At 66.0% G+C, this 20,269-nt stretch carries 14 protein-coding genes; 10 read left to right on the forward strand and 4 right to left on the reverse strand.

The genetic code is table 11. From position 1 onward, the window contains the following. Nucleotides 1-160: 160 nt before the first annotated feature. The 8 genes from IIE29_RS08150 to IIE29_RS08185 all read left to right on the forward strand — a co-directional run bounded on the left by IIE29_RS08150 (nt 161) and on the right by IIE29_RS08185 (nt 10,617). Nucleotides 161-1,897: an ATP-binding cassette domain-containing protein gene (locus IIE29_RS08150; RefSeq protein WP_209324747.1), complete on the forward strand. Its 1,737-nt coding sequence runs from the start codon at nt 161-163 to the stop codon at nt 1,895-1,897. A 101-nt stretch (nt 1,898-1,998) separates the two neighbouring features. Next, entirely contained in the window at nt 1,999-3,186 is a 1,188-nt protein-coding gene (gene dusB / locus IIE29_RS08155; RefSeq protein WP_209324748.1) for a tRNA dihydrouridine synthase DusB, read from the forward strand. Between the two features lie 2 nt (nt 3,187-3,188). Beyond that, nucleotides 3,189-4,496 (forward strand): deoxyguanosinetriphosphate triphosphohydrolase, encoded by a 1,308-nt coding sequence (locus tag IIE29_RS08160; protein WP_209324749.1) that lies wholly within the window; start codon nt 3,189-3,191, stop codon nt 4,494-4,496. Between the two features lie 3 nt (nt 4,497-4,499). Next, on the forward strand, nt 4,500-6,542 hold the full coding sequence (gene dnaG, locus IIE29_RS08165) for a DNA primase (RefSeq protein ID WP_209324750.1): 2,043 nt from the start codon (nt 4,500-4,502) through the stop codon (nt 6,540-6,542). A gap of 107 nt (nt 6,543-6,649) precedes the next feature. Then, nucleotides 6,650-7,294, forward strand: coding sequence for a TetR/AcrR family transcriptional regulator (locus IIE29_RS08170; protein ID WP_209324751.1), 645 nt, complete (start codon nt 6,650-6,652; stop codon nt 7,292-7,294). 44 nt (nt 7,295-7,338) lie between these two features. Further along, nucleotides 7,339-9,105, forward strand: coding sequence for an MDR family MFS transporter (locus IIE29_RS08175; RefSeq protein WP_209324752.1), 1,767 nt, complete (start codon nt 7,339-7,341; stop codon nt 9,103-9,105). Continuing rightward, nucleotides 9,047-10,012, forward strand: a complete 966-nt coding sequence (locus tag IIE29_RS08180) for a D-2-hydroxyacid dehydrogenase (RefSeq protein ID WP_209324753.1) — start codon at nt 9,047-9,049, stop codon at nt 10,010-10,012. The genes IIE29_RS08175 and IIE29_RS08180 overlap by 59 nt, the downstream gene beginning before the upstream one ends. Then, complete coding sequence (locus IIE29_RS08185) at nt 10,009-10,617, forward strand: hypothetical protein (protein WP_209324754.1); 609 nt, start codon at nt 10,009-10,011, stop codon at nt 10,615-10,617. The genes IIE29_RS08180 and IIE29_RS08185 overlap by 4 nt, the downstream gene beginning before the upstream one ends. A 65-nt stretch (nt 10,618-10,682) precedes the next feature. On the opposite strand, the gene IIE29_RS08190 is transcribed toward IIE29_RS08185, so the two are convergent. Both IIE29_RS08190 and IIE29_RS08195 read right to left on the reverse strand, forming a co-directional pair. Next, complete coding sequence (locus IIE29_RS08190; protein ID WP_209324755.1) at nt 10,683-12,110, reverse strand: glyceraldehyde-3-phosphate dehydrogenase; 1,428 nt, start codon at nt 12,108-12,110, stop codon at nt 10,683-10,685. Nucleotides 12,111-12,153: 43 nt separating this feature from the next. Continuing rightward, nucleotides 12,154-13,200, reverse strand: coding sequence for a YhjD/YihY/BrkB family envelope integrity protein (locus tag IIE29_RS08195; protein WP_209324756.1), 1,047 nt, complete (start codon nt 13,198-13,200; stop codon nt 12,154-12,156). A gap of 125 nt (nt 13,201-13,325) precedes the next feature. On the opposite strand from IIE29_RS08195, the gene IIE29_RS08200 reads away from it, so the two are divergent. Beyond that, nucleotides 13,326-14,066 (forward strand): DedA family protein, encoded by a 741-nt coding sequence (locus IIE29_RS08200; RefSeq protein ID WP_246475825.1) that lies wholly within the window; start codon nt 13,326-13,328, stop codon nt 14,064-14,066. 68 nt (nt 14,067-14,134) lie between these two features. Here the strand turns inward: IIE29_RS08200 and IIE29_RS08205 are convergent, their stop codons facing one another. After that, nucleotides 14,135-15,178 carry a glutathione S-transferase family protein gene (locus tag IIE29_RS08205; RefSeq protein ID WP_209324757.1) on the reverse strand — a complete coding sequence of 348 codons (1,044 nt, stop codon included), beginning with the start codon at nt 15,176-15,178 and terminating at the stop codon, nt 14,135-14,137. A gap of 161 nt (nt 15,179-15,339) precedes the next feature. Next, on the reverse strand, nt 15,340-17,148 hold the full coding sequence (locus IIE29_RS08210; RefSeq protein ID WP_209324758.1) for an AMP-dependent synthetase/ligase: 1,809 nt from the start codon (nt 17,146-17,148) through the stop codon (nt 15,340-15,342). 190 nt (nt 17,149-17,338) lie between these two features. Between IIE29_RS08210 and leuS the strand changes: the two genes are divergently transcribed. Beyond that, nucleotides 17,339-20,254: a leucine--tRNA ligase gene (leuS, locus tag IIE29_RS08215; protein WP_209324759.1), complete on the forward strand. Its 2,916-nt coding sequence runs from the start codon at nt 17,339-17,341 to the stop codon at nt 20,252-20,254. Nucleotides 20,255-20,269 lie beyond the last annotated feature (15 nt).

The following is a 20,269-nucleotide window of genomic DNA, read 5'->3' on the forward strand; positions in this document are numbered from 1 at the left end:
GTTCGGGAGTCCGGCTGTTGACTCTCGGGGCCGGCTCGGCCATTCTTGGTATGTTCCATTCCCGACGAAGGACGACTCAGCAGTGAAGTGAATCCTCATGCCGTGATTTGCGGGTGCCACGGGCCCGCAGCGCTTCTGCGTACACGAAATGAGGACTCTCATGCCTACAGCAATCACTGTGTCCGGATTGGACTGCCGCCTCGGCGACGATACCGAGATCTTCTCCGGGCTGAACGCCACGATCCCCGCCGAGCTCGTCGGCCTCGTCGGCGACAACGGGATCGGCAAATCGACTTTTGCGAAACTCCTCGCCGGCCGCGTGCCCTCCGCTGCCGGCGCGATCACCGGTGTGGACGGTGCCGTCTACATCGATCAGCTGCTGCCGCATTCGGTCCAGAGCGTTGAGGAGGCCCTCGGGATCGCCGATGTCCGGTCGGCGCTGCATCGGGCGCTGAACGGCGAAGCCGCAGAATCCGACTTCGCGTGCATCGGCGACGATTGGGACATCGAAGAGCAGGCTCTGGCGGCCACCGCCGAGCTCGGTCTCAGCCTCACAGCAGGCGACCTCGATCGCAGCCTCAGCAGCTTCTCCGGCGGGCAGGCCACCCGCATCGGCTTGGCGCGGGCGGCCCTGGCCGCGGACAATTGGCTCATCCTCGACGAGCCGAGCAACAACCTCGATGCTCACGGTCGGCAGCTCCTGAGCTCTCTGCTCACCGCTCGTCGCGGTCCCACGCTCGTCATCTCCCACGATCGCACCCTGCTCGAGCACGTGGACTCGATCCTCGAGATGACCGACCGGCTGCGGCTCTACGGCGGCGGCTTCGACGACTATGAGCAGATGGTCGAGGCAGAGGAGGAGGCGAAGCAGCAGAGAGTCATCGATGCGAAGAAAGCCCACTCGAGAGAAAAGCGTCAGCGCATCGAGCTCGAGACGAAACTCGCACGGGCCGACCGGAAGGCGGCGAAGGACAAGGAGAACAAGCGCCGACCGAAGATCGTGATGAACGGACTGACGAACTTCGCCGAGAACTCCGCGGCGAAGAGGCGCGGTGACAAGGCCGCCGACGAAGCCACGGCGCTGCAGTCTCTGGAAGCGGCAAAGGATGCGCTGCGACGGTCCTCGAGCGTGCGCCTCGACCTGCCGGACACGACCGTCCACGCTTCGAAGCGGGTGCTCGAGATCAGCTCGGTGGACCTGGACCGACCGGTCGGGCTCGTCGGACCGGAGCGGGTCCGCCTGACCGGCCCGAACGGAGCGGGAAAGTCCACGCTGCTGGCGGCGATGATGGAGGCCGCGAGCAGGTCACCGGAGGCCGCGGGCCGGTCCGCGGAAGCTGCGGGCGCGCGCAGGTACGACGCTCACGCGTCCGATGCCGAGTCCGGTTCGCCGATCGTGGAGCCCGGCTCACAGATCGCTGCGCCGGCTCCGCCGATCGCCGAGCTCTTCGGCGAGCTGTCGGTCACGGTCTCGGTTCCCGTCGCCCACCTCGACCAGCAGTACCGGCTCCCGCCCGATCTCACCGTCATGGAAGCGGTGCGCTCAGGCAACCCGCGCCTGACCCCGCACCGTGCGCACGAAGTGCTCGCAGCTATGGGTCTGCGCGCCGGTCGCACCGGCCAGATCTGTTCGACCCTGTCCGGCGGCGAGCGCTTCCGGGTCGCACTGGCCGCCGGGCTGCTCCAGGACCCCGCTCCGCAGCTGCTCATCCTCGACGAACCCGGCAACAATCTCGATCTGTCCTCACTCGAGGCCCTCGTCACCGCGCTCGACGGATTCGGTGGGGCGATGGTCGTCGTCACCCATGACGACCGGCTCGCCGCTGACCTGAGCGTGGACGCCGAATGGGACGTGCGGGAATTTCTCCGCGCCGAAGCGGTTGGACACAGTACGTGAGCGGGCAGGAGCGAGTGTGTGAGCGGGCAGGAGCGAGTGCGTGAAGGCGGCGGAGTAGGGGTGCGAATGTGCGATTTTGACTGCTTTGGGATAATGAACTCGTGAGTGTCATCAGCCCCAGCCCAGAAACCGTGTCCCCGGCCGTCGGTGCGCCCCTGCGCATCGGCCCCATCGAGCTGTCCTCCCCGGTCGTGCTCGCCCCCATGGCCGGGATCACGAACACCGCATTCCGCCGACTGTGCCGCGAATACGGTGCCGGCCTCTACGTCACCGAGATGGTCACCACGCGGGCCCTCGTCGAGCGCAGCCCCAAGACCATGCGCATCATCCACCATGAGCCCTACGAGACCCCGCGCTCCGTCCAGCTCTATGGTGTCGACCCGGTCACCATGGGCCAGGCAGTGCGGATGCTCGTCGAGGAGGACCGGGCCGACCACATCGACCTCAATTTCGGCTGCCCCGTGCCGAAGGTCACGCGCAAGGGCGGAGGCTCGGCCCTGCCGTGGAAGCAGGACCTGTTCGAAGCCATCGTCACCACCGCCGTGACCGAGGCATCCCGCGGCGGGATCCCCGTGACGGTGAAGATGCGCAAGGGCATCGACGCCGATCACACGACCTTTCTCGACGCCGCCGAGACCGCACGCGACGCCGGCGTCTCCGCCGTCGCCCTGCACGGGCGCACGGCCGCCGACCTCTACTCGGGAAAGGCCGACTGGGACGCGATCGCCCGACTCAAGGACCACCTCGGCGACACTGTGCCCGTGTTGGGCAACGGCGATATCTTCGCCGCCGAGGACGCCCTGGAGATGATGCGCACAACAGGCTGCGACGGAGTCGTCATCGGTCGCGGTTGTCAGGGCAGGCCCTGGCTGTTCGGCGATCTCGCGAATGCTCTGGGCGGCAGCGAGGAACGCCACCGACCGGGACTCGCCGAAGTGGGGCGGGCCGTGTACAAACACGGCGAGTACCTCGTCGACCACTTCGAAGACGAGTTCTATGGCGTCCGTGACCTGCGCAAACACATCGCCTGGTATTTCAAGGGCTATCCGGTCGGGGGAGAGCTGCGCAGCCAGCTGGCCATGGTCTCCTCACTCGAGGAACTCGCCGGGCTGCTCTCCCAGCTCGACCAGGACGCCCCTTATCCCGGTGAGGCCGCCGAAGGCTCCCGCGGACGCACGACCAGGCCGAAGCGGCCGCACCTGCCCGAGGGCTGGTTGGATTCTCGCGTCTTCGACCCCAGCGGGAAGTCGCTGCTGTCGGAGGCCGAGCTGGACATCTCTGGAGGATGAGAATGCCCTTCGACACTCACCCGCGCATCTCGGTGCGGACGGGGACCGTGGCGACCTACTCGGCATGGGACGAAGAGCGGTGGGTGAGCGAACCGGCGAAGAATCCGCGGCGCTCGGCCTTCCAGCGCGACCGTGCCCGCGTCCTCCACTCCTCGGGGCTGCGCCGCCTCGGTGCGAAGACCCAGGTGGTGTCTCCGGGAACGGATGACTTCGTCCGCACCCGCCTGACCCATTCCCTCGAGGTCGCTCAGGTCGGTCGCGAACTGGCCCGCTACCTCGGGTGCGATCCCGACATCGTCGACACCGCCTGCCTCAGCCACGATCTCGGCCACCCGCCGTTCGGCCACCACGGCGAGACGATCCTCGATGCCCTGTGCAAGGACATCGGCGGGTTCGAGGGCAATGCGCAGACCCTGCGCCTGGTCACCCGGATCGAACCGAAGGTCATCGCCGCCGATGGTCGTCCGGCCGGGCTCAACCTGTCGCGGGCCAGCCTCGACGCGCTGACGAAGTACCCGTGGCCGCGCAGCGAGGCCACGGCCGGCCGGCGTGATTCGGGGGTGCGGAAATTCGGCGTCTACGACGACGACACCGCGGTCTTCGACTTCTACCGCGACGGCATCGACAACGGCAAGAAATGCATCGAAGCCCAGGTGATGGACCTGGCCGACGACATCTCCTACTCCGTTCACGATGTCGAGGACGCCATCGTCGCCGGGCACCTCGACCTCGCCGACTTCACCTCCGATGCCCGGCGGGCCGAGCTCTTCGAGATCACCCGTCAGTGGTACCTTCCGAACACAGCAGACGCGGAGATGGACAAGGCCCTGAGCCGACTCCAAGCGGCCGCCTACTGGCCCAGCGAGACCTTCAACGGCTCCCGCCGCGCCCAGGCGAGCCTCAAGCACATGACCAGCCAGCTCATCGGGCGGTTCGTCGGCGCCGCGGAATCGGCCACTCGTGAGGAATTCGGCTGGGAACCGCTGGCTCGCTACACGGCCTCCCTCGTCGTCCCCGAGACGAGCACCGTCGAGATCGCCGTGCTCAAGGGCATGGCGACGCTGACGGTGATGGTCGCCGAGGACCGGCTGCGACTGCACGACATCCAGGCCGCGGTCATCAGCGAACTCGCCGCCTGGTACTCCGAGGCGCCCGAGAAGCTCGACCCGATGTTCCGCGCCGACCATGCCGAGGCGGCCGATGACGCCGCTCGACTGCGCGTCATCGTCGACCAGATCGCCTCCCTGACCGACCACTCCGCCTGGGCTCTCTACCACCGTCTCAGCGCAGGGGCGGAGGATCGGCTCTAGACCATGGCCGGACTCATCAAGCGCGAGGACATCGACGAACTGCGCAGCCGCACCCGCATCGACGAGGTGATCGGAGAGTTCGTCACTCTCAAGACCGCAGGCATCGGCTCGCTCAAGGGACTGTGCCCCTTCCACGACGAGAAGACCCCGTCGTTCACCGTGCGCCCACAGGTCGGGATGTACCACTGCTTCGGCTGCGGAGAGTCCGGGGATGTGTTCACCTTCCTGCAGAAGGTCGAACAGCTCAGCTTCGTCGAAGCGGTCGAGACCTTGGCCGGCAAGGCCGGCATGCACCTGCGCTACGAGGACGGCAAGGGGCCGGATCGGGAGCAGGCGAGCAGACGTCAGCGCCTCCTCGAGATGCACGAGGTGGCTCAGCGCTTCTTCACCCAGGCGCTCGAGTCCGAGGCCGGCCGGATCGGCCGCGACTTCCTCGTCGGACGGGGCTTTCCCGCAGAGTCCGGCCGTGAGTTCGGCATCGGCTTCGCTCCGAAGTCCTGGGACGCGCTGACCTCTCACCTCAAACGTGCGGGCTTTGCTGAGGAGGAGATCCTCGCCGGAGGCCTGGCCAGCGAGGGCGGGCGGGGGATCTACGACCGCTTCCGGGGCCGGGTGATCTGGCCGATCAAGGACATGACGGCGCGGACCATCGGCTTCGGCGCGCGGAGGCTGTTCGACGACGACAAGGGCCCGAAGTACCTCAACACCCCTGAGACAGCTCTCTACCACAAGAACCAGGTCCTCTACGGTCTCGATCTGGCGAAGAAGTCGATCGCGAAGAGCAAGCGCGTCGTGGTCGTCGAAGGCTATACCGATGTCATGGCAGCTCACCTGGCCGGAGTCGACCAGGCCGTGGCCACCTGCGGCACGGCATTCGGTGCCGAACATGTCAAGATCATCCGCCGGCTCCTCGGCGACGATCCCACCGGCCAGGTGATCTTCACCTTCGACGGCGACGCCGCCGGACAGAAAGCGGCGCTCAAGGCCTTCGAATTCGAGAACCTCTTCACCGCTCAGACCTACGTCGCCGTCGAACCCGACGGCCTCGACCCCTGCGATCTGCGGATGCAGAAGGGCGATGCGGCCCTGCGCGAGCTCATCGACGAGTGCAGACCGCTGTTCGAGTTCGTCATCACCACGGCCATCGCCCGGTTCGATCTGGATACGGTCGAAGGCCGCATCTCCGCGGTCAAGGCCGCCGCCGAGGTGCTCACCGACATCCGCGACCAGGGCAGCCTCTCGCACTACTATCGTTTCGTCGCCGGTCGCATCGGCGTCGATATCGACGAGGTGGAATCCGCGGCCCGCACGGCCAAACGTCGGCCCAAGCCGAATCGGCAGACGGCCGGCGCACCGGCCAGGCAGCCGTCGTTCCGGGGCGGCCCTCCGGCGGGACCGCCGCAGGCGGCCCCGAGCGCACCGCAGGGGGGAGGCCGCTCCGGCCGAGGACGGGGCGCAGCCATCTCCGGTGATGCTGTGCACGACTCCGGTCCGGCCTCGGCGGGCGAGATCGGAGACGAACGCGGCATCGAATACGTCTATGACGAACGCCCCGACGTCTCCGATCTCTCGGCCCCGATCAGCCCGGCACGGCTGAAGACGGAGAAGGGGGCGCTCATGGTCGCCCTGCAGCACCCCGAGATGGTCAACGCCAAGCTCTTCGACTCGCTCTCGGCCAAAGCCTTCGAACATCCCGGCTACCGCCGGATCCAGGGAGCGGTCAGACAGGCCGGGGGACTGAGCTCTGCCGGCGCCGACCAGTCGAAATGGGCGGATCGGGTCCTCGACGCCAGCGATGAGGACCTCAAGCCCTATGTCGCGCAGCTGCTCGTGACGCCGTTGCCGGTGGTCGAAGGCACAGGCATCGACCGCTTCGCCCGCGGCATCGTCGCTCGGCTCTTCGACTACGACCTCGCGCGCATCGCCAAGGAGCTGCACTCGCGTCTGCAGCGACAGGACACGAGCGACGGCGCCGGGCAGGCAGCCCTGCTCGGCCAGCTGCAGACCCTCGAACAGCACCGGGCCAGGCTGAAGATGCTCATGTGAGTCCGCGGTCCGGAAAACGCGGCCGAAGAATCGTGCACGGAGTGAAATAGTGCACAATTGCAGATTTGCAGTTGGTGAAAACTTGCATGAAGTGCAAAAATGGACTCATGCCAGTTGAAGAATCCCTGCGCTCGAAGAAGGCCCGGCTGACCCGCAGCGCCCTCCACGAGGCCGCGATCACCCGAGTCCTCGAGGACGGACTCGCCTGTGCCACCGTGGCGACCATCGCCGCCGACGCAGGCGTGTCCACGCGCACCTTCTTCAACTACTTCGAGACGAAAGAGGATGCGATCGTCGGCCTGGGCACCGAGGCCAGCGTCGATGAAGGACTCGCCGAGGACTACGTCAATTCGACGGCCGGTCTCGACACCCTGGCCGAGGACACCGCTCGCTTCGTTCGCGAGGCGCTGCTCATCGGCTCCGTCGATCCGGAGCTGCCGGCCCGACGCCGACGACTCTTCGCCCTCTATCCCGAACTCGTGAGCAAGAGCTTCGACCGCGCTGAGGCGCTCGAGGAGATCGTCGCCGGACACGTGCTCGCCAGACTGCGCCACCTCGGACAGGAATTCTCCTCGGAGGAGTCCGCGCAGCGCAGCGCGCGCATGCTCACCCAACTCTGCCGCGTCCCCCTCAGCCATGCGGGACAGAACATCAAGAAGGCCCCTGAGACGGTTGCGTCCAAAGGGGGCACGAAGGAAGTCTTCGAAGACTCCTTGGGGCTCTTCCTCAAGGTATTGGACCGACTGCGATGACGAAAGCCGTGATGAGAAGCAACAGAGCACTGAACGATGAGGATATGACCTTGAGCACCCGGACCACACCACCGCCGACGGCGAAGCCCGATGACGAGGCGGCGGCGATGACCACCTCGGCGATCATCCTGCTCTTCGTGGGCCTGATGATCGCGATGTTCATGTTCTCGCTCAACCAGACGGTGCTCGCCACCGCGCTGCCGACGATCGTCGGCGAACTCGACGGCGTCGACCAGATGCTGTGGGTCTCGACCGCGTTCATGCTCGCTTCGACGATCATGATGCCCGTCTACGGCAAGGTCGGGGATCTGTTCGGACGCAAACCGCTGTTCATGTTCGCGATCTGCTGCTTCCTCGCCGGTTCGGTCTTCGCCCTCGTCGCCAACGAGATGTCGACGCTCATCCTCGGCCGCGTCCTCCAGGGCATCGGCGGCGGTGGGATGATGATCCTCTCCCAGTCGATCATCGCCTCCGTCGTGCCTGCCCGCGAGCGCGGCAAGTACATGGGCATCATGGGCTCGGCCTTCGCCGTGTCATCGGTGGCCGGACCGCTCATCGGCGGCTGGCTGACCGAAGGGCCCGGGTGGCGCTGGGCGTTCGCCATCAACTTCCCGCTGGGCATCATCGCCCTCATCGCCGCCGCGATCTTCCTCAAAGTTCCCAAGCATGCCAGGGGGACGGGACCGCGGCCGAAGATCGACGTCTTCGGCATGGCGCTGATCTCGATCGTCACTTCCTGCATCGTGCTCGTCTCCGCCTGGGGAGGCCATGACTTCGAATGGGGATCCTGGCAGATCAACGGCCTGATCATCACCGGCGTCCTCGCCGCAGCAGCCTTCGTCTTCGTCGAACTCAAGGTCAGCGAACCGGTCATCCCGATGAGCCTGTTCGCCAACCGCGACTTCCTGCTGTGCACGATCGCGGGCCTCTTCGTCGGCATCGGCATGTTCGGAGTGCTGTCGTACATGCCGACCTACCTGCAGATGGTCCACGGCATCGATGCGACCGTGGCCGGTCTGATGATGGTTCCGATGATGGGAACCATGCTCGTGTCCTCGACCCTCGTCGGGTTCATCGTCTCCCGCACCGGCAGGTACAAGAAGTACCCGCTGGTCGGCATCCTGCTCATGGCCGCCTCGCTGGTGCTGCTCTCGATGCTCAAGGCCGACAGCTCGGCGTGGGAGACCATCGGCTGCCTGGCACTGCTCGGACTCGGCCTCGGACTGAGCATGCAGACCCTTGTCCTCGTCGTCCAGAACGCCTTCCCGGTGTCCATGGTCGGCACCGCGACAGCGTCGAACAACTACTTCCGGCAGGTCGGCGCCACGCTCGGCATGGCGTTCATCGGATCGGTGTTCACACAGCGGCTCATGGACAACATCAAGGCCGGGATCACCGAGATCGCGAAGTCCGCACCGAACACCCCGCTGCCGAAGGTCTCCTCGACGGGACTGACCCCGGAGATCGTCGCCCAGCTGCCGGAGCCCCTGCACTCGCTCATCATCAACTCCTACAACGACGCGCTCGTGCCGCTGTTCCTCTGGGTGGCACCGCTGGCCGTGCTCGGCTTCGTCTTCCTCTGCTTCCTGCCCAACACGCCGCTGGCGCAGACGCTGAAGGGCGAACCCGCACAGCGGGAGAGCCTCGATGTCGGCCAAGCGCCAGCGGACGCCGCAGGTGCGATGTCTTCAGCCACCGGTGCTGCTCCATCGGATAGTCTGGCAGAAAGCCCACTGCCGGAGGAGACCTGGAATGACGGTACTGACCATACTCAACTCACCCGGGACCGAGATTCCCGACCTGCTCACTGACCTCGGCGACAGGGACGGGATCGAGCTGCGGGTCGCCGAAGCCGATACCCTGGGCCAGGCACTGCCCGGCACCGATGTGCTCCTGATGTGGGACTTCTTCTCCACGGCGCTCAAAGACGCCTTCGGCAGCGCTGACCGACTCGCCTGGGTGCACGCCGCGGCAGCCGGAGTCGACTCCCTCCTCTTCGACGAACTCGTCGATTCGCCGGTGACGGTGACGAATGCTCGCGGGACCTTCGACCGACCGATCGCGGAGTTCGTTCTGAACTTCATCCTCATGCAGGCCAAGAATTCGATCGGCTCGCTGGCCGACCAGCGCCAGGAGAAGTGGAACCGGCGCTCCACGCGCGATGTGGCGGGGTCGAAGGCGATGATCGTGGGCACCGGATCCATCGGCCGCGAGATCGCGCGGTTGCTGAAGGCCGTCGACATCGAGGTCACCGGCGCCGGTTCCCATGCCCGCAGCGGAGACAACGACTTCGGTGACGTCATCGATTCGGCCACCCTGAGCGAGCACGTCGGCGGATTCGACTGGGTCATCGACATCGCCCCCCTGACCGAGCAGACCGAGAAGCTCATCGGCGCCGAGGTCTTCGCCGCCATGGATGACACCGCCGTGTTCATCAACGTCGGACGCGGTGACACCGTCGACACCGATGCCCTCGTCGCCGCCCTGCGCTCCGGAGAGATCGCCGGTGCCGGACTCGACGTGTTCGAGCAGGAGCCGCTTCCCGCCGACCACCCGCTGTGGGGTCTCGACGATGTCATCATCACCCCGCATATGAGCGGCGACACGGACGGATGGCGGATGCGCCTGGCAGAACAGTTCCACCGCCTGTTCGAGCAGCACCTGGCCGGTGAGGAGTTCACTCACACCGTCGACAAGAAGCTCGGGTACGTACGTTGAGCGAGGCCGAGGACCCGGCGGCCCGTCGAGCCTTCCTGGCCCGGGTGGTCGCCGAACTCATCGCCGTGCGCCGCGCCCGCCTGCTCAGCATGCTGGTGCTGGCCATCGCGATGCTCGTCACCGGGCTCGGGGCGGCGGTGCAGGCCCAGGGCGATCACATCGACGCCGTGCTCCTGTTCTCCGCCTTCGGCCTCATCATGATCGGCATCGTCTGCGCCCTCGGCGCGATCGTGGCATGGACGCGGCTCAACCGCGACCCCCTCGATTCGGTCGCGGAGGCCCGACCGGCACGTGCCAGGGCGCCACGGACCCGCAATGCCGGGATGGCCGTGGCCCTCGGCTTCGTCGTCCTCGGGATCGTGTTCGCGGCGCTGCTGTGGTCGCAGACGCCGGTCCTCGCCGGAGCGGTGATCATCGCCTGCGCGCTGCTGGCCTGCCTGGGTCCGATCTGGGCGGGGGAGCTCTCGGCTGCCGATGACCGTCTGGCGGTCATCCTCGACAGCGACGACGATCTCGCCGCACGCTTCTCGACCTTCACTCCGCTGTGGCTGTACGAGGCGATGGACCCCGCAGCCGACGGAAACGGCCCACTCGAGGCTGAGTAGCCCAGTTCCGAAACCGGGCTGCTCAGCCTCAGGTGGGCCGAATCGCGTATGCCTCGACTGCTGCGTCAGGGGAAGGCGGGAACGTCCACCTCGGCCATCTTCGCCACACAGCGGATGACCTGGCAGCTGTAGCCGAACTCGTTGTCGTACCAGACGTAGACGACGACACGGTCCTCGTCGACGATCGTGGCCAGTCCGTCGACGACACCGGCGCGCTTGGAGCCGACGAGGTCGGAGGAGACGAGCTCGGGGGAGGTGACGTAGTCGACCTGGTTGCGCAGCGGGGAATGCATCGACACCTCCCGCAGGAAGGCGTTGAGCTCCTCGACGCTGGTGGACTTCTCGAGGTTGAGGTTGAGGATCGCCATCGAGACGTTCGGGGTCGGGACGCGGATCGCATTGCCCGAGAGCTTCCCGGCCAGTTCCGGCAGAGCCTTGGCCACAGCCTTGGCGGCACCGGTCTCGGTGAGAACCATGTTCAGTCCGGCCGCGCGACCGCGACGGGACCCCTTGTGGAAGTTGTCGATGAGGTTCTGATCGTTGGTGAACGAGTGCACCGTCTCGACATGGCCGTTGCGGACGCCGAACCGGTCGTTGATCGCCTTGAGCACAGGAGTGATCGCATTCGTTGTGCACGAGGCGGCCGAGACGACCTTGTCCGAGTCGAGGATCGCGTCGTCGTTGACCCCGAAGACGATGTTCTTGACGTCTCCCTTGCCGGGGGCCGTGAGCAGGACCTTCGAGGCGCCGGGGCAGGCCAGGTGCTTGGACAGGCCTTCCTCGTCGCGCCACTTGCCGGTGTTGTCGACGATGATCGCATCGTCGATGCCGTAGGCGGTGTAGTCGACTTCGGACGGGTCATCGGAGTAGATGACCTGGATGAGGGTGCCGTTGGCCTGGATGGTGTCGGCCTCTTCATCGACGACGATGCTGCCGTCGAAGGCTCCGTGGACCGAGTCGCGGCGCAGCAGGGACGCGCGCTTGACGATGTCGTTCTCCCCATTGCGGCGGACGACGACTGCGCGCAGACGCATCCCGGTCCCGCCTGCACGATCGATGAGGATGCGTGCGAGCAGGCGTCCGATGCGGCCGAATCCGTAGAGGACGACGTCGCGGACCTCACCCTTGCCGGCCTGGGAATCGATGACCTCGGCCAGCTCCGCCGCGAGGAATTCCTCGACGTCGCCGTTCGGCTCCTCGAGCTTCTCGACGAGGCGGCCCAGATCGATCCGAGCCGGGGCCAGGTCGAGTCCGGCCAGGGCGCTGACGATCCGGTGGGTGATCTCGATGTCGAGCTCTTCGCCGAGGAAGTGGCGGGCATAGCGGTGCGCTTTGATCATGCCGGTCACGGACTTGTTCAGCAGCGAGCGTCCGAACAGTGTCAGCAGCACGTCGTTCTCGCGGTACAGGCGTCCGACAAGCGGAATGAGTTCTTCGGCGGCGGTCTGCTTCTTCGCCCAGTCGTCCAGACGAGCCGTCGTTGCGTCAGTCAAAGGTCGTATCCCCTCGGTCAGTTGTAACGGATGCGCACCCAGTCTAGCGCTTCGACAACTCGCGATCGGACTGGCGCTCCTCGAAGCGTCGGAAGCCGAGCAGGGTGAGTGCGACGATACCGGCTCCGGCGAGCAGAGCACCGAGGCTCTGGGCCTGCACCTTGGGTTCGACGAACCTGTACTCCGGCGTCTCCTCCTGTGGTTGGGGCGGATTCGCGGTGCCGATCCAGGCGGCGATGAAGAGGACGATTCTGGCGAAGACGTTGAGCGTGAGCATGATCGCGATGATCGAACCGAACACGCCGGCGGCCTTGTTGCCGGAGAACAGGTTGACGAGCACGGTGGCGAAGTTGATGAGGATGAGGAATGCGACCGCACCGATGAGTGAGCCGCGGACCTTCGCCCGCTTGTCCACCGGCTTCTCGGGGAGCATGGTGAACAGGAACATGAAGATCAGCCATGCAGCGGCCAAAGTGATGATGAAGGGGACGACGAAGAGCATGCTCCGCGCGAACCCGGAGAGGCCGAGCGTGTCGGCGATCACCGAACGCAGTCCGGTGCCGACCACCGTGAGCGCGACGGTGAGGAGGAGCCCGATGATGAGCCCGACGAGGGTGACGACGTTGCTCAGGACCTTCTTCACGAAGGACTTCTCGATGACGTCGTCGAAGTCCTCGTGCAGTTGGGCGCGGACGGCGGCGCCGAGGTTGCCGATGAAGCCCTGTCCCGTGTAGAGACCGGTGAGGATACCGATGATCCCCACGGCCTGCCAGTCGAGGAGGTAGCTCTCGAGCTGCGACGTCAGTGTGGAGTTGCCGGCGGTGAATGTCCCGATCTGCTCGGTGACCATGGGCAGGAGGTCCGGACGCGCGACGTCGAGGACGAAGCCCAGGCATGCGAGGCTGACCATCGCGATGGGCATGACCGCGAGCACGAGGAAATAGGTGATGGCCGCACCGAACTGATTGCCGAGCCGCTGGCCGAATCGCTGCACCGCGCGCATGAGGTGCGCGGGCCCCGGCTGACTGATGGCGTTGTGGCCGGCTTCGGCGACCGTGTTCCGCGAGGCCAGTACTTTGGCTGGTGCCACGTGTTTGCTCCTTCGATGTCGACCCGGAGGTGCTGTCGTTTCCCACCCTGAGGTGTCCGTTTCCACATTAGCCGCTGTGAGCCCACTGGGAGCGGCAGGCCGCGCCCTTATCTACACTTTTGACCATGCCGACTACCCTTCCGACCGGTTCCGCTGCCGAGTTCTCGCTGGCTGCGAGCGGCGGTGCCGCAGAGAACCTCAGCGGCTTCTCCGCCTGGACCGTGACCGTCATGGAGACCCTGGGGCCGATCGGCGTCGGGTTCATGGTGTTCCTCGACAACATCTTCCCGCCGATTCCCAGCGAATTGGTCCTGCCCCTGGCCGGGTTCACCTCGAGCCAGGGGCAGATGAACATCGTATGGGCGATCGTCTTCGCGACAGTCGGCTCGCTCGTCGGCGCCGTCCTGCTGTGGGCGCTGGGCAGATGGATAGGCATCGAACGCATCGCTCGCATCGCGGTGAAGATGCCGCTGGTCGACGTCGACGACGTGCACAGGACCGTGGACTGGTTCGACAAGCACGGCGACAAGGCAGTGTTCTTCGGCCGGATGATCCCGATCTTCCGATCGCTCATCTCCATTCCGGCGGGAATGCGGAGCATGCGACTTCCCAAGTTCGTGCTCCTGACGACCGCAGGCAGCGCGATCTGGAACACGGTCCTCGTCGTCGCCGGCTTCTTCCTCGGCGAGAACTGGTCGATCGTCGAGACCTATGCGGGGTATTTCCAGAAGCTCGTCATCGTCGCCGTCGCCGCCTGCGTCGTCGTGTGGATCGTGCTCAAGGTCCGCAAGCATCGGCGCAGGCGGGCCGCAGGTCTCGACGATTCGAGTCCGGAAGTCATCGAACCGGGGGAGTTCGACACCTGAGCCCGGAAAGAGCCCGGCCCTGACAGCAGAGTCAGGGCCGGGCTGTCTCGGAGGGCATCATAGGCAGATCAATTCGCCCATGCGGCCGCCGTATGAGCGGTCGGGACCTCCTCGCCCGGCTTGACCGGACCGGGGGCGGTGCCGTCGCCGAAGGGGGAGCCGCCGAATGTCCTGTCTCGGCCGTGATCGCTGAGCCATCCGGACAGATCCGGTCCCTTGGGCACGATCTGGGTCGGGTTCACATCGCGGTGGACGATGTAGTAATGCTGTTTGATCTGCACGAAGTCGACCGTGTCGCCGAATCCGGGCGTCTGATAGAGGTCCCGAGCGTAGCCCCAGAGATTCTCGAAAGCCGTGAGCGGCTGCCGGTTGCATTTGAAATGCCCGAAGTACACGGGGTCGAAACGCACCAGGGTCGTGAAGAGGCGCACGTCCGCCTCGGTGATGGACTCGCCCATGAGGAAGCGTGAGCGGCTCAGCCGGTCCTCGATGGTGTCGAGAGCGGTGAACAGACGGTCGAAGGCCGCCTCGTAGGCGTCCTGGGAACCGGCGAAGCCGCAGCGGTAGACGCCGTTGTTGATCTCCGTGTAGATCAGCCGCATCACCTTCTCCATCTCCTCCCGCGACTGCTCGGGCCAGAGATTCGGGGCTCCCTCACGATGGAACTCCGTCCATTGGGTGGAGAAGTCCTCGGTGATCTGCGGGAAGTCGTTGGTCACGACGGCACCGGTGGCGACGTCGACGACGGCGGGAACGGTGATTCCGCGAGGATAGTCGGGGTAACGCGCGAAGAACGCCTCCTGCAGGCGCTCGATCCCGAGCACCGGATCGACGCCGCCGGGGTCGAGATCGAAGGTCCACGACCGCGCATCGTGTGTGGGGCCCGGCATGCCGATGGAGATGACGTCCTCCAGGCCGAGCAGGCGGCGGACGATGATCGTGCGGTTCGCCCACGGGCAGGCACGCGCGGCGATGAGGCGGTACCGGCCGGGCTCGACCGGCCACTCGGCGTCGGGAGTGTTGAGGATGCGATCGTCGATGTAGTTCGTGTCCCGGGTGAATTCCTTCCCCGTGTTCACGTAGCTGGGCGTGTGATCGGTGTCGTCGGCCATGGTGCATGCCTCCAGTGGGCTCGGTGGGAAACGGCTTGCTCCCTCAGCTTACGACGAGGCCCGGGCACCCGGCGACAGACTTCGGCCCGAGCACGGACTCGTGATGGATCCGCGCCCGGGCCGGGTCGTGGGAGGAGGCCGAATCTCGTGCGGCGAACGTCTCAGCTCGCGTAGAGTGCGTTGATCTCGGCGGCGAAGTCCTTGTTGACGATGTGGCGCTTGACCGACTGCTTGGCCGAGAGGTAGCCGTTGGCCTCGGTGAGTTCGACGGGCAGGATCGTGAATTTCTTGATCCCTTCGGCGCGCGAAACGGTCTTGTTCACGCGTGCGACTGCTTTGTCGATCTCGGCCCGGATGGCTTCGTCGGCGGCTGCCTCGGCGAGATCCATCGCCGGCAGATCGTGATTCTTCAGCCAGGTCGGGAGCATCTCCGAGTCGAGGAAGATGAGTGCGGAGACGAACTTCCGGTTCTCCCCGACGACGACGGGCTGGCCGATGATCGGGTGGCGGCGGAGCGCGTCCTCGAGCGGGGCCGGGGCGATGTTCTTGCCGCTGGAGGTCACGATGATCTCCTTCTTGCGGCCATTGATCGTCAGGTACCCGTCCTCGTCGAGGGACCCGAGGTCGCCGGTGCCGAACCAGCCGTCGTGGAACTCCTTGGCCGTGGCCTCGGCATTGTTCCAGTACTCCCGGAAGATCGGTACGCCCTTGGCGAGGATCTCACCATCGGGCGCGATGGCCACCGACACTCCCGGCAACGGCACTCCGACCGTGCCGATCTTCGACTTCGCGGGCACATTGACCGTGATCGGCGCCGTGGTCTCGGTGAGACCGTAGCCTTCGATCACGATGATCCCGAGGCCGCGGAAGAAATGGCCGAGATGCTCGCCGAGCGGTCCGCCGCCGGAGACGGCGTGCGAGACATTGTTGCCCATGACTGCCCTCAGCTTCGAGTAGACGAGGCGGTCGAACACTGCGTGCTGCAGCTTGAGGCCCATCGGCACTTTGCCGGTGTCGAGGGCTCGCGAATAGGCGACGGCGACCTGTTCGGCGCGGCGGAAGATCTTCTCCTTGCCTCCGGACTGGGCGTTGGCCAGGGCCGAGTTGAAGACCTTCTCGAAGACGCGGGGGACGCCGAGGATGAATGAGGGTCGGAAGCTGCCCATCGCATCGGTGAGCTTGCTCAGGTCCGACTGGTGGGCCAGAACTGCTCCGGAGCTGATCGCCAGGACCTCGATGAAGCGTGCGAACACATGGGCCTGGGGAAGGAACAGCAGGCACCGCATGCCCTCAGTGAAGACCTCGGGGATCTGCATCTGTGCGGACTGCACCGTCTGCACGAAGTTGCCGTGGGTGAGCACGCACCCCTTGGACTTGCCCGTGGTGCCCGAGGTGTAGATGATCGTGGCCACCGAATCGCCGGTCGCCTGGGACCGGGCGTTCTCGAGCTGCTCATCGCTGATGTCGCGTCCGGCCTCGGCGAGCGCGGCGAACGCCTCTTCCTCCCAGACCCGCAGCCTCGGCTCGGGCAGACCGGCGGCGGCCGCCGCGGCGGTGAAGCTGTCGGCGTGCTCACGGGTGGAGACGAGGCCGCGGGCGACCTTCGCGTCCTTGATCATCCAGGCCAGCTGTTCCTCGGACGAGGTGTCGTAGAACGGCACGGAGATGCCGCCGGCGTACCACACGGCGTAGTCGCTGAGCGTCCACTCATACGACGTGGGGCCGAAGATCGCGATCCTGTCGCCGACTTCGACCCCGAGAGCGATGAGACCCTTGGCCGCGGCACGAACCTCCTCGAGGAACTGCCCGGCCGTGATCTCCAACCAGCCGTCGCCCTCGGGCTTGGCCACCAGGGGGCGATTCGGATCCGCGGCTACCGTGGCGCGGAAGACATCGGTCGTCGACGAGACGGTATCGACGTCGAATCCGACGACGGGGGTCGTCGACTGCGGCATTGTCGTTGGGCTCATGGGTCTCCTTCGCGGACGTAAGTTACTGCCCGGTTATCCTACCGTTCGGTCGGGGCGCAGTGAAATCGATCACGTTTGCCGAGATATCCCGGCTGTCGCCGTCCTGTGAGCAGTCTAACCAAGTCGAATCAGGGGATGTTCAGAGTACGATGGTCAGAACCCGCTCACGTCTGTCCAGCGAAGGAAGGTAATGACGACGAATCCTGAGGAGACCGGTTTCCGCTATGACGCGGCGCTGGCCGAGAAGATCGAGAAGTCGTGGCAGCGCACATGGGAGAAGTCGGGAACGTTCCACACCCCGAACCCCACCGGAGACCTCGGCGAGCTCGCCTCCCAGGAGACACCGTCGCCCTACAGTCCTCCCGCCGACCTCAGTGAGCGCGAGTCCCTCTACATCATGGACATGTTTCCGTACCCCTCAGGCGCGGGCCTGCACGTCGGCCACCCGCTCGGCTACCTCGGCACCGATGTCTACGGCCGCTACCAGCGGATGCGCGGGCACAATGTCATGCATGCCCTGTCCTACGATGCCTTCGGTCTGCCCGCGGATCTCTACGCAGTCCAGACCGGCCAGCATCCGCGCATCACCACGGATGCGAACATCGCGAACATGACCGAGCAGCTGCGCCGTCTGGGCCTGGCCCACGACGTGAGGCGGCGGTTCGCCACGACCGACGACGAGTTCGTCAAGTGGACGCAGTGGATCTTCCTGCAGATCTTCAATTCCTGGTACGACCCCGAGGCGACCACCCCTGACGGTGAGGCCAAGGGAGCGGCGCGGCCGATCGAGACGCTCATCGAGCAGTTCGCCAGCGGTGACCGCCCCACCCCGGACGGCCGGGCCTGGTCCGAGCTGAGTCCGGCCGAGCGCGAAGACGTTCTGCAGGGCTTCCGTCTGGCCTACGTCTCCGAGTCACCGGTCAACTGGTGTCCGGGGCTGGGCACTGTGCTGGCGAATGAGGAAGTCACCGCTGACGGTCTGTCCGAGCGCGGCAACTTCCCGGTCTTCACCCGCCGCCTGCGCCAGTGGAACATGCGCATCACCGCCTATGCCGACCGTCTCATCGACGACCTCGACGTCCTCGACTGGCCGCACGCGATCCACGCGATGCAGGTCAACTGGATCGGTCGGTCGAAGGGTGCGCTGCTGCGCCTGCCCGTGGCCGGGGATGAGAAGACCGAGATCGAGGTCTACACGACCCGCCCGGACACTCTGTTCGGAGCCACCTACCTCGTGCTCAGTCCCGAGCACCCGCAGGTCGCCGCGCTGACCGCCGAAGCCTGGGACGAGGCCACACCCGAGTCCTGGCGTGGGGGAGAGGCCACCCCCGCCGAGGCGATCGCCGCCTACCAGCGCACCGCCGCGGCCAAGACCGATGCCGACCGGCAGCAGAGCCGGGAGAAGACCGGCATCTTCACCGGCTCCTATGCCCTCAACCCGGCCACCGGCGACCAGGTGCCGATCTTCATCGCCGACTACGTCCTCATGGGCTACGGCACCGGCGCGATCATGGCCGTGCCCGCCGAAGACGCCCGCGACTGGGAGTTCGCGAAGGCCTTCGATCTGCCCTATATCCGCACGGTCCAGCCGCCGTCGGACCACGATGAGGACAGCCCTTACACCGGCACCGGTGTGATGATCAATTCGGCGAACGCCGAGATCGACATCAACGGCCTCGAGATCGACGCTGCGAAGGCCCGAGTCACCGAATGGCTGTCGGGCAAGGGCTTGGCCACCGAGTCCACCCAGTACCGTCTGCGTGACTGGCTGTTTTCCCGTCAGCGGTACTGGGGCGAACCCTTCCCGATCGTCTACGACGAGAACGGCACTCCGATCGCCCTGCCCGATGAGATGCTGCCCGTGCAGCTGCCCGAAGTCGACGACTTCGCTCCGCGCACCTATGCCCCCGACGATGCCGACAGCCGGCCCGAACCGGCTCTGAGCCGCAACCAGGAATGGGCCGAAGTCGTTCTCGACCTCGGCGACGGACCGAAGACCTACCATCGTGAGACGAACACGATGCCCAACTGGGCCGGCTCCTCCTGGTACCAGCTGCGCTACGCCGATCCGCACAACGACGAACGCCTCGTCGACCCGGAGAATGAGAAGTACTGGCTGGGCCCGCGGAAGTCGAAGCCGCGCGGCGGCGCTGACCTCTACGTCGGCGGACAGGAGCACGCCGTGCTCCACCTGCTCTACGCACGGTTCTGGCACAAGGTGCTCTTCGACCTCGGTCACATCTCCTCCTCGGAGCCGTTCCACCGGCTGGTCAACCAGGGCTACATCCAGGCCTATGCCTATACCGACGCCCGCGGCGTGTACGTCCCCGCCGCCGAGGTGGAGGAGAAGACAGGCAGCAACGGTGAGCTGACGTTCTGGCACGACGGCGAGCAGGTCAACCGGGAGTACGGAAAGATCGGCAAGTCGCTGAAGAACTCCGTGATGCCCGACGAGATGTACGACGCCTATGGTGCCGACACCTTCCGCGTCTACGAGATGTCGATGGGGCCGTTGGAGCAGGACCGTCCGTGGGAGACCCGCGCCGTGGTCGGCGCCCACCGGTTCCTGCAGCGCGTCTGGCGACTGTTCGTCGATGAGACCGACGGTCGCTCCGCGGTCCGTGAGGGCGAGACGGACGCCGAATCGCTCAAGGTCCTCCACCAGGTCATCGACGGCGTGCGCGAGGACATGGACCATCTGAGGTTCAACACCGCGATCTCCAAGCTCATCGTGCTCACCAACCATGCGACCAAGCAGGGCGGGGCGACCAAGGAGCTGCTCGAGCCGCTGACCATCATGCTCGCTCCCTTCGCTCCGCATCTGGCCGAGGAGCTGTGGCAGCGCCTCGGGCATGATTCGACGGTCACCTACGCCTCCTTCCCCGAGGCGGATCCGCGCCATCTCGTGGCCGACACCGTGACGTGCGTGGTCCAGGTCAAGGGCAAGGTGCGCGCCCGCCTCGAGGTCGCTCCCGACATCTCCGAAGAGGATCTGGAGACGCTCGCCCGCGAGTCGCCGAATGCCGTCAAGGCCCTCGGCGGCGCCGGTATCCGCAAGGTGATCGTGCGCGCGCCCAAACTGGTCAATATCGTCCCCGATGCCTGAGCAGGGCACGGGCAA

It is taken from the genome of Brevibacterium renqingii, from assembly GCF_017808095.1.
Lineage (GTDB): Bacteria > Actinomycetota > Actinomycetes > Actinomycetales > Brevibacteriaceae > Brevibacterium > Brevibacterium renqingii.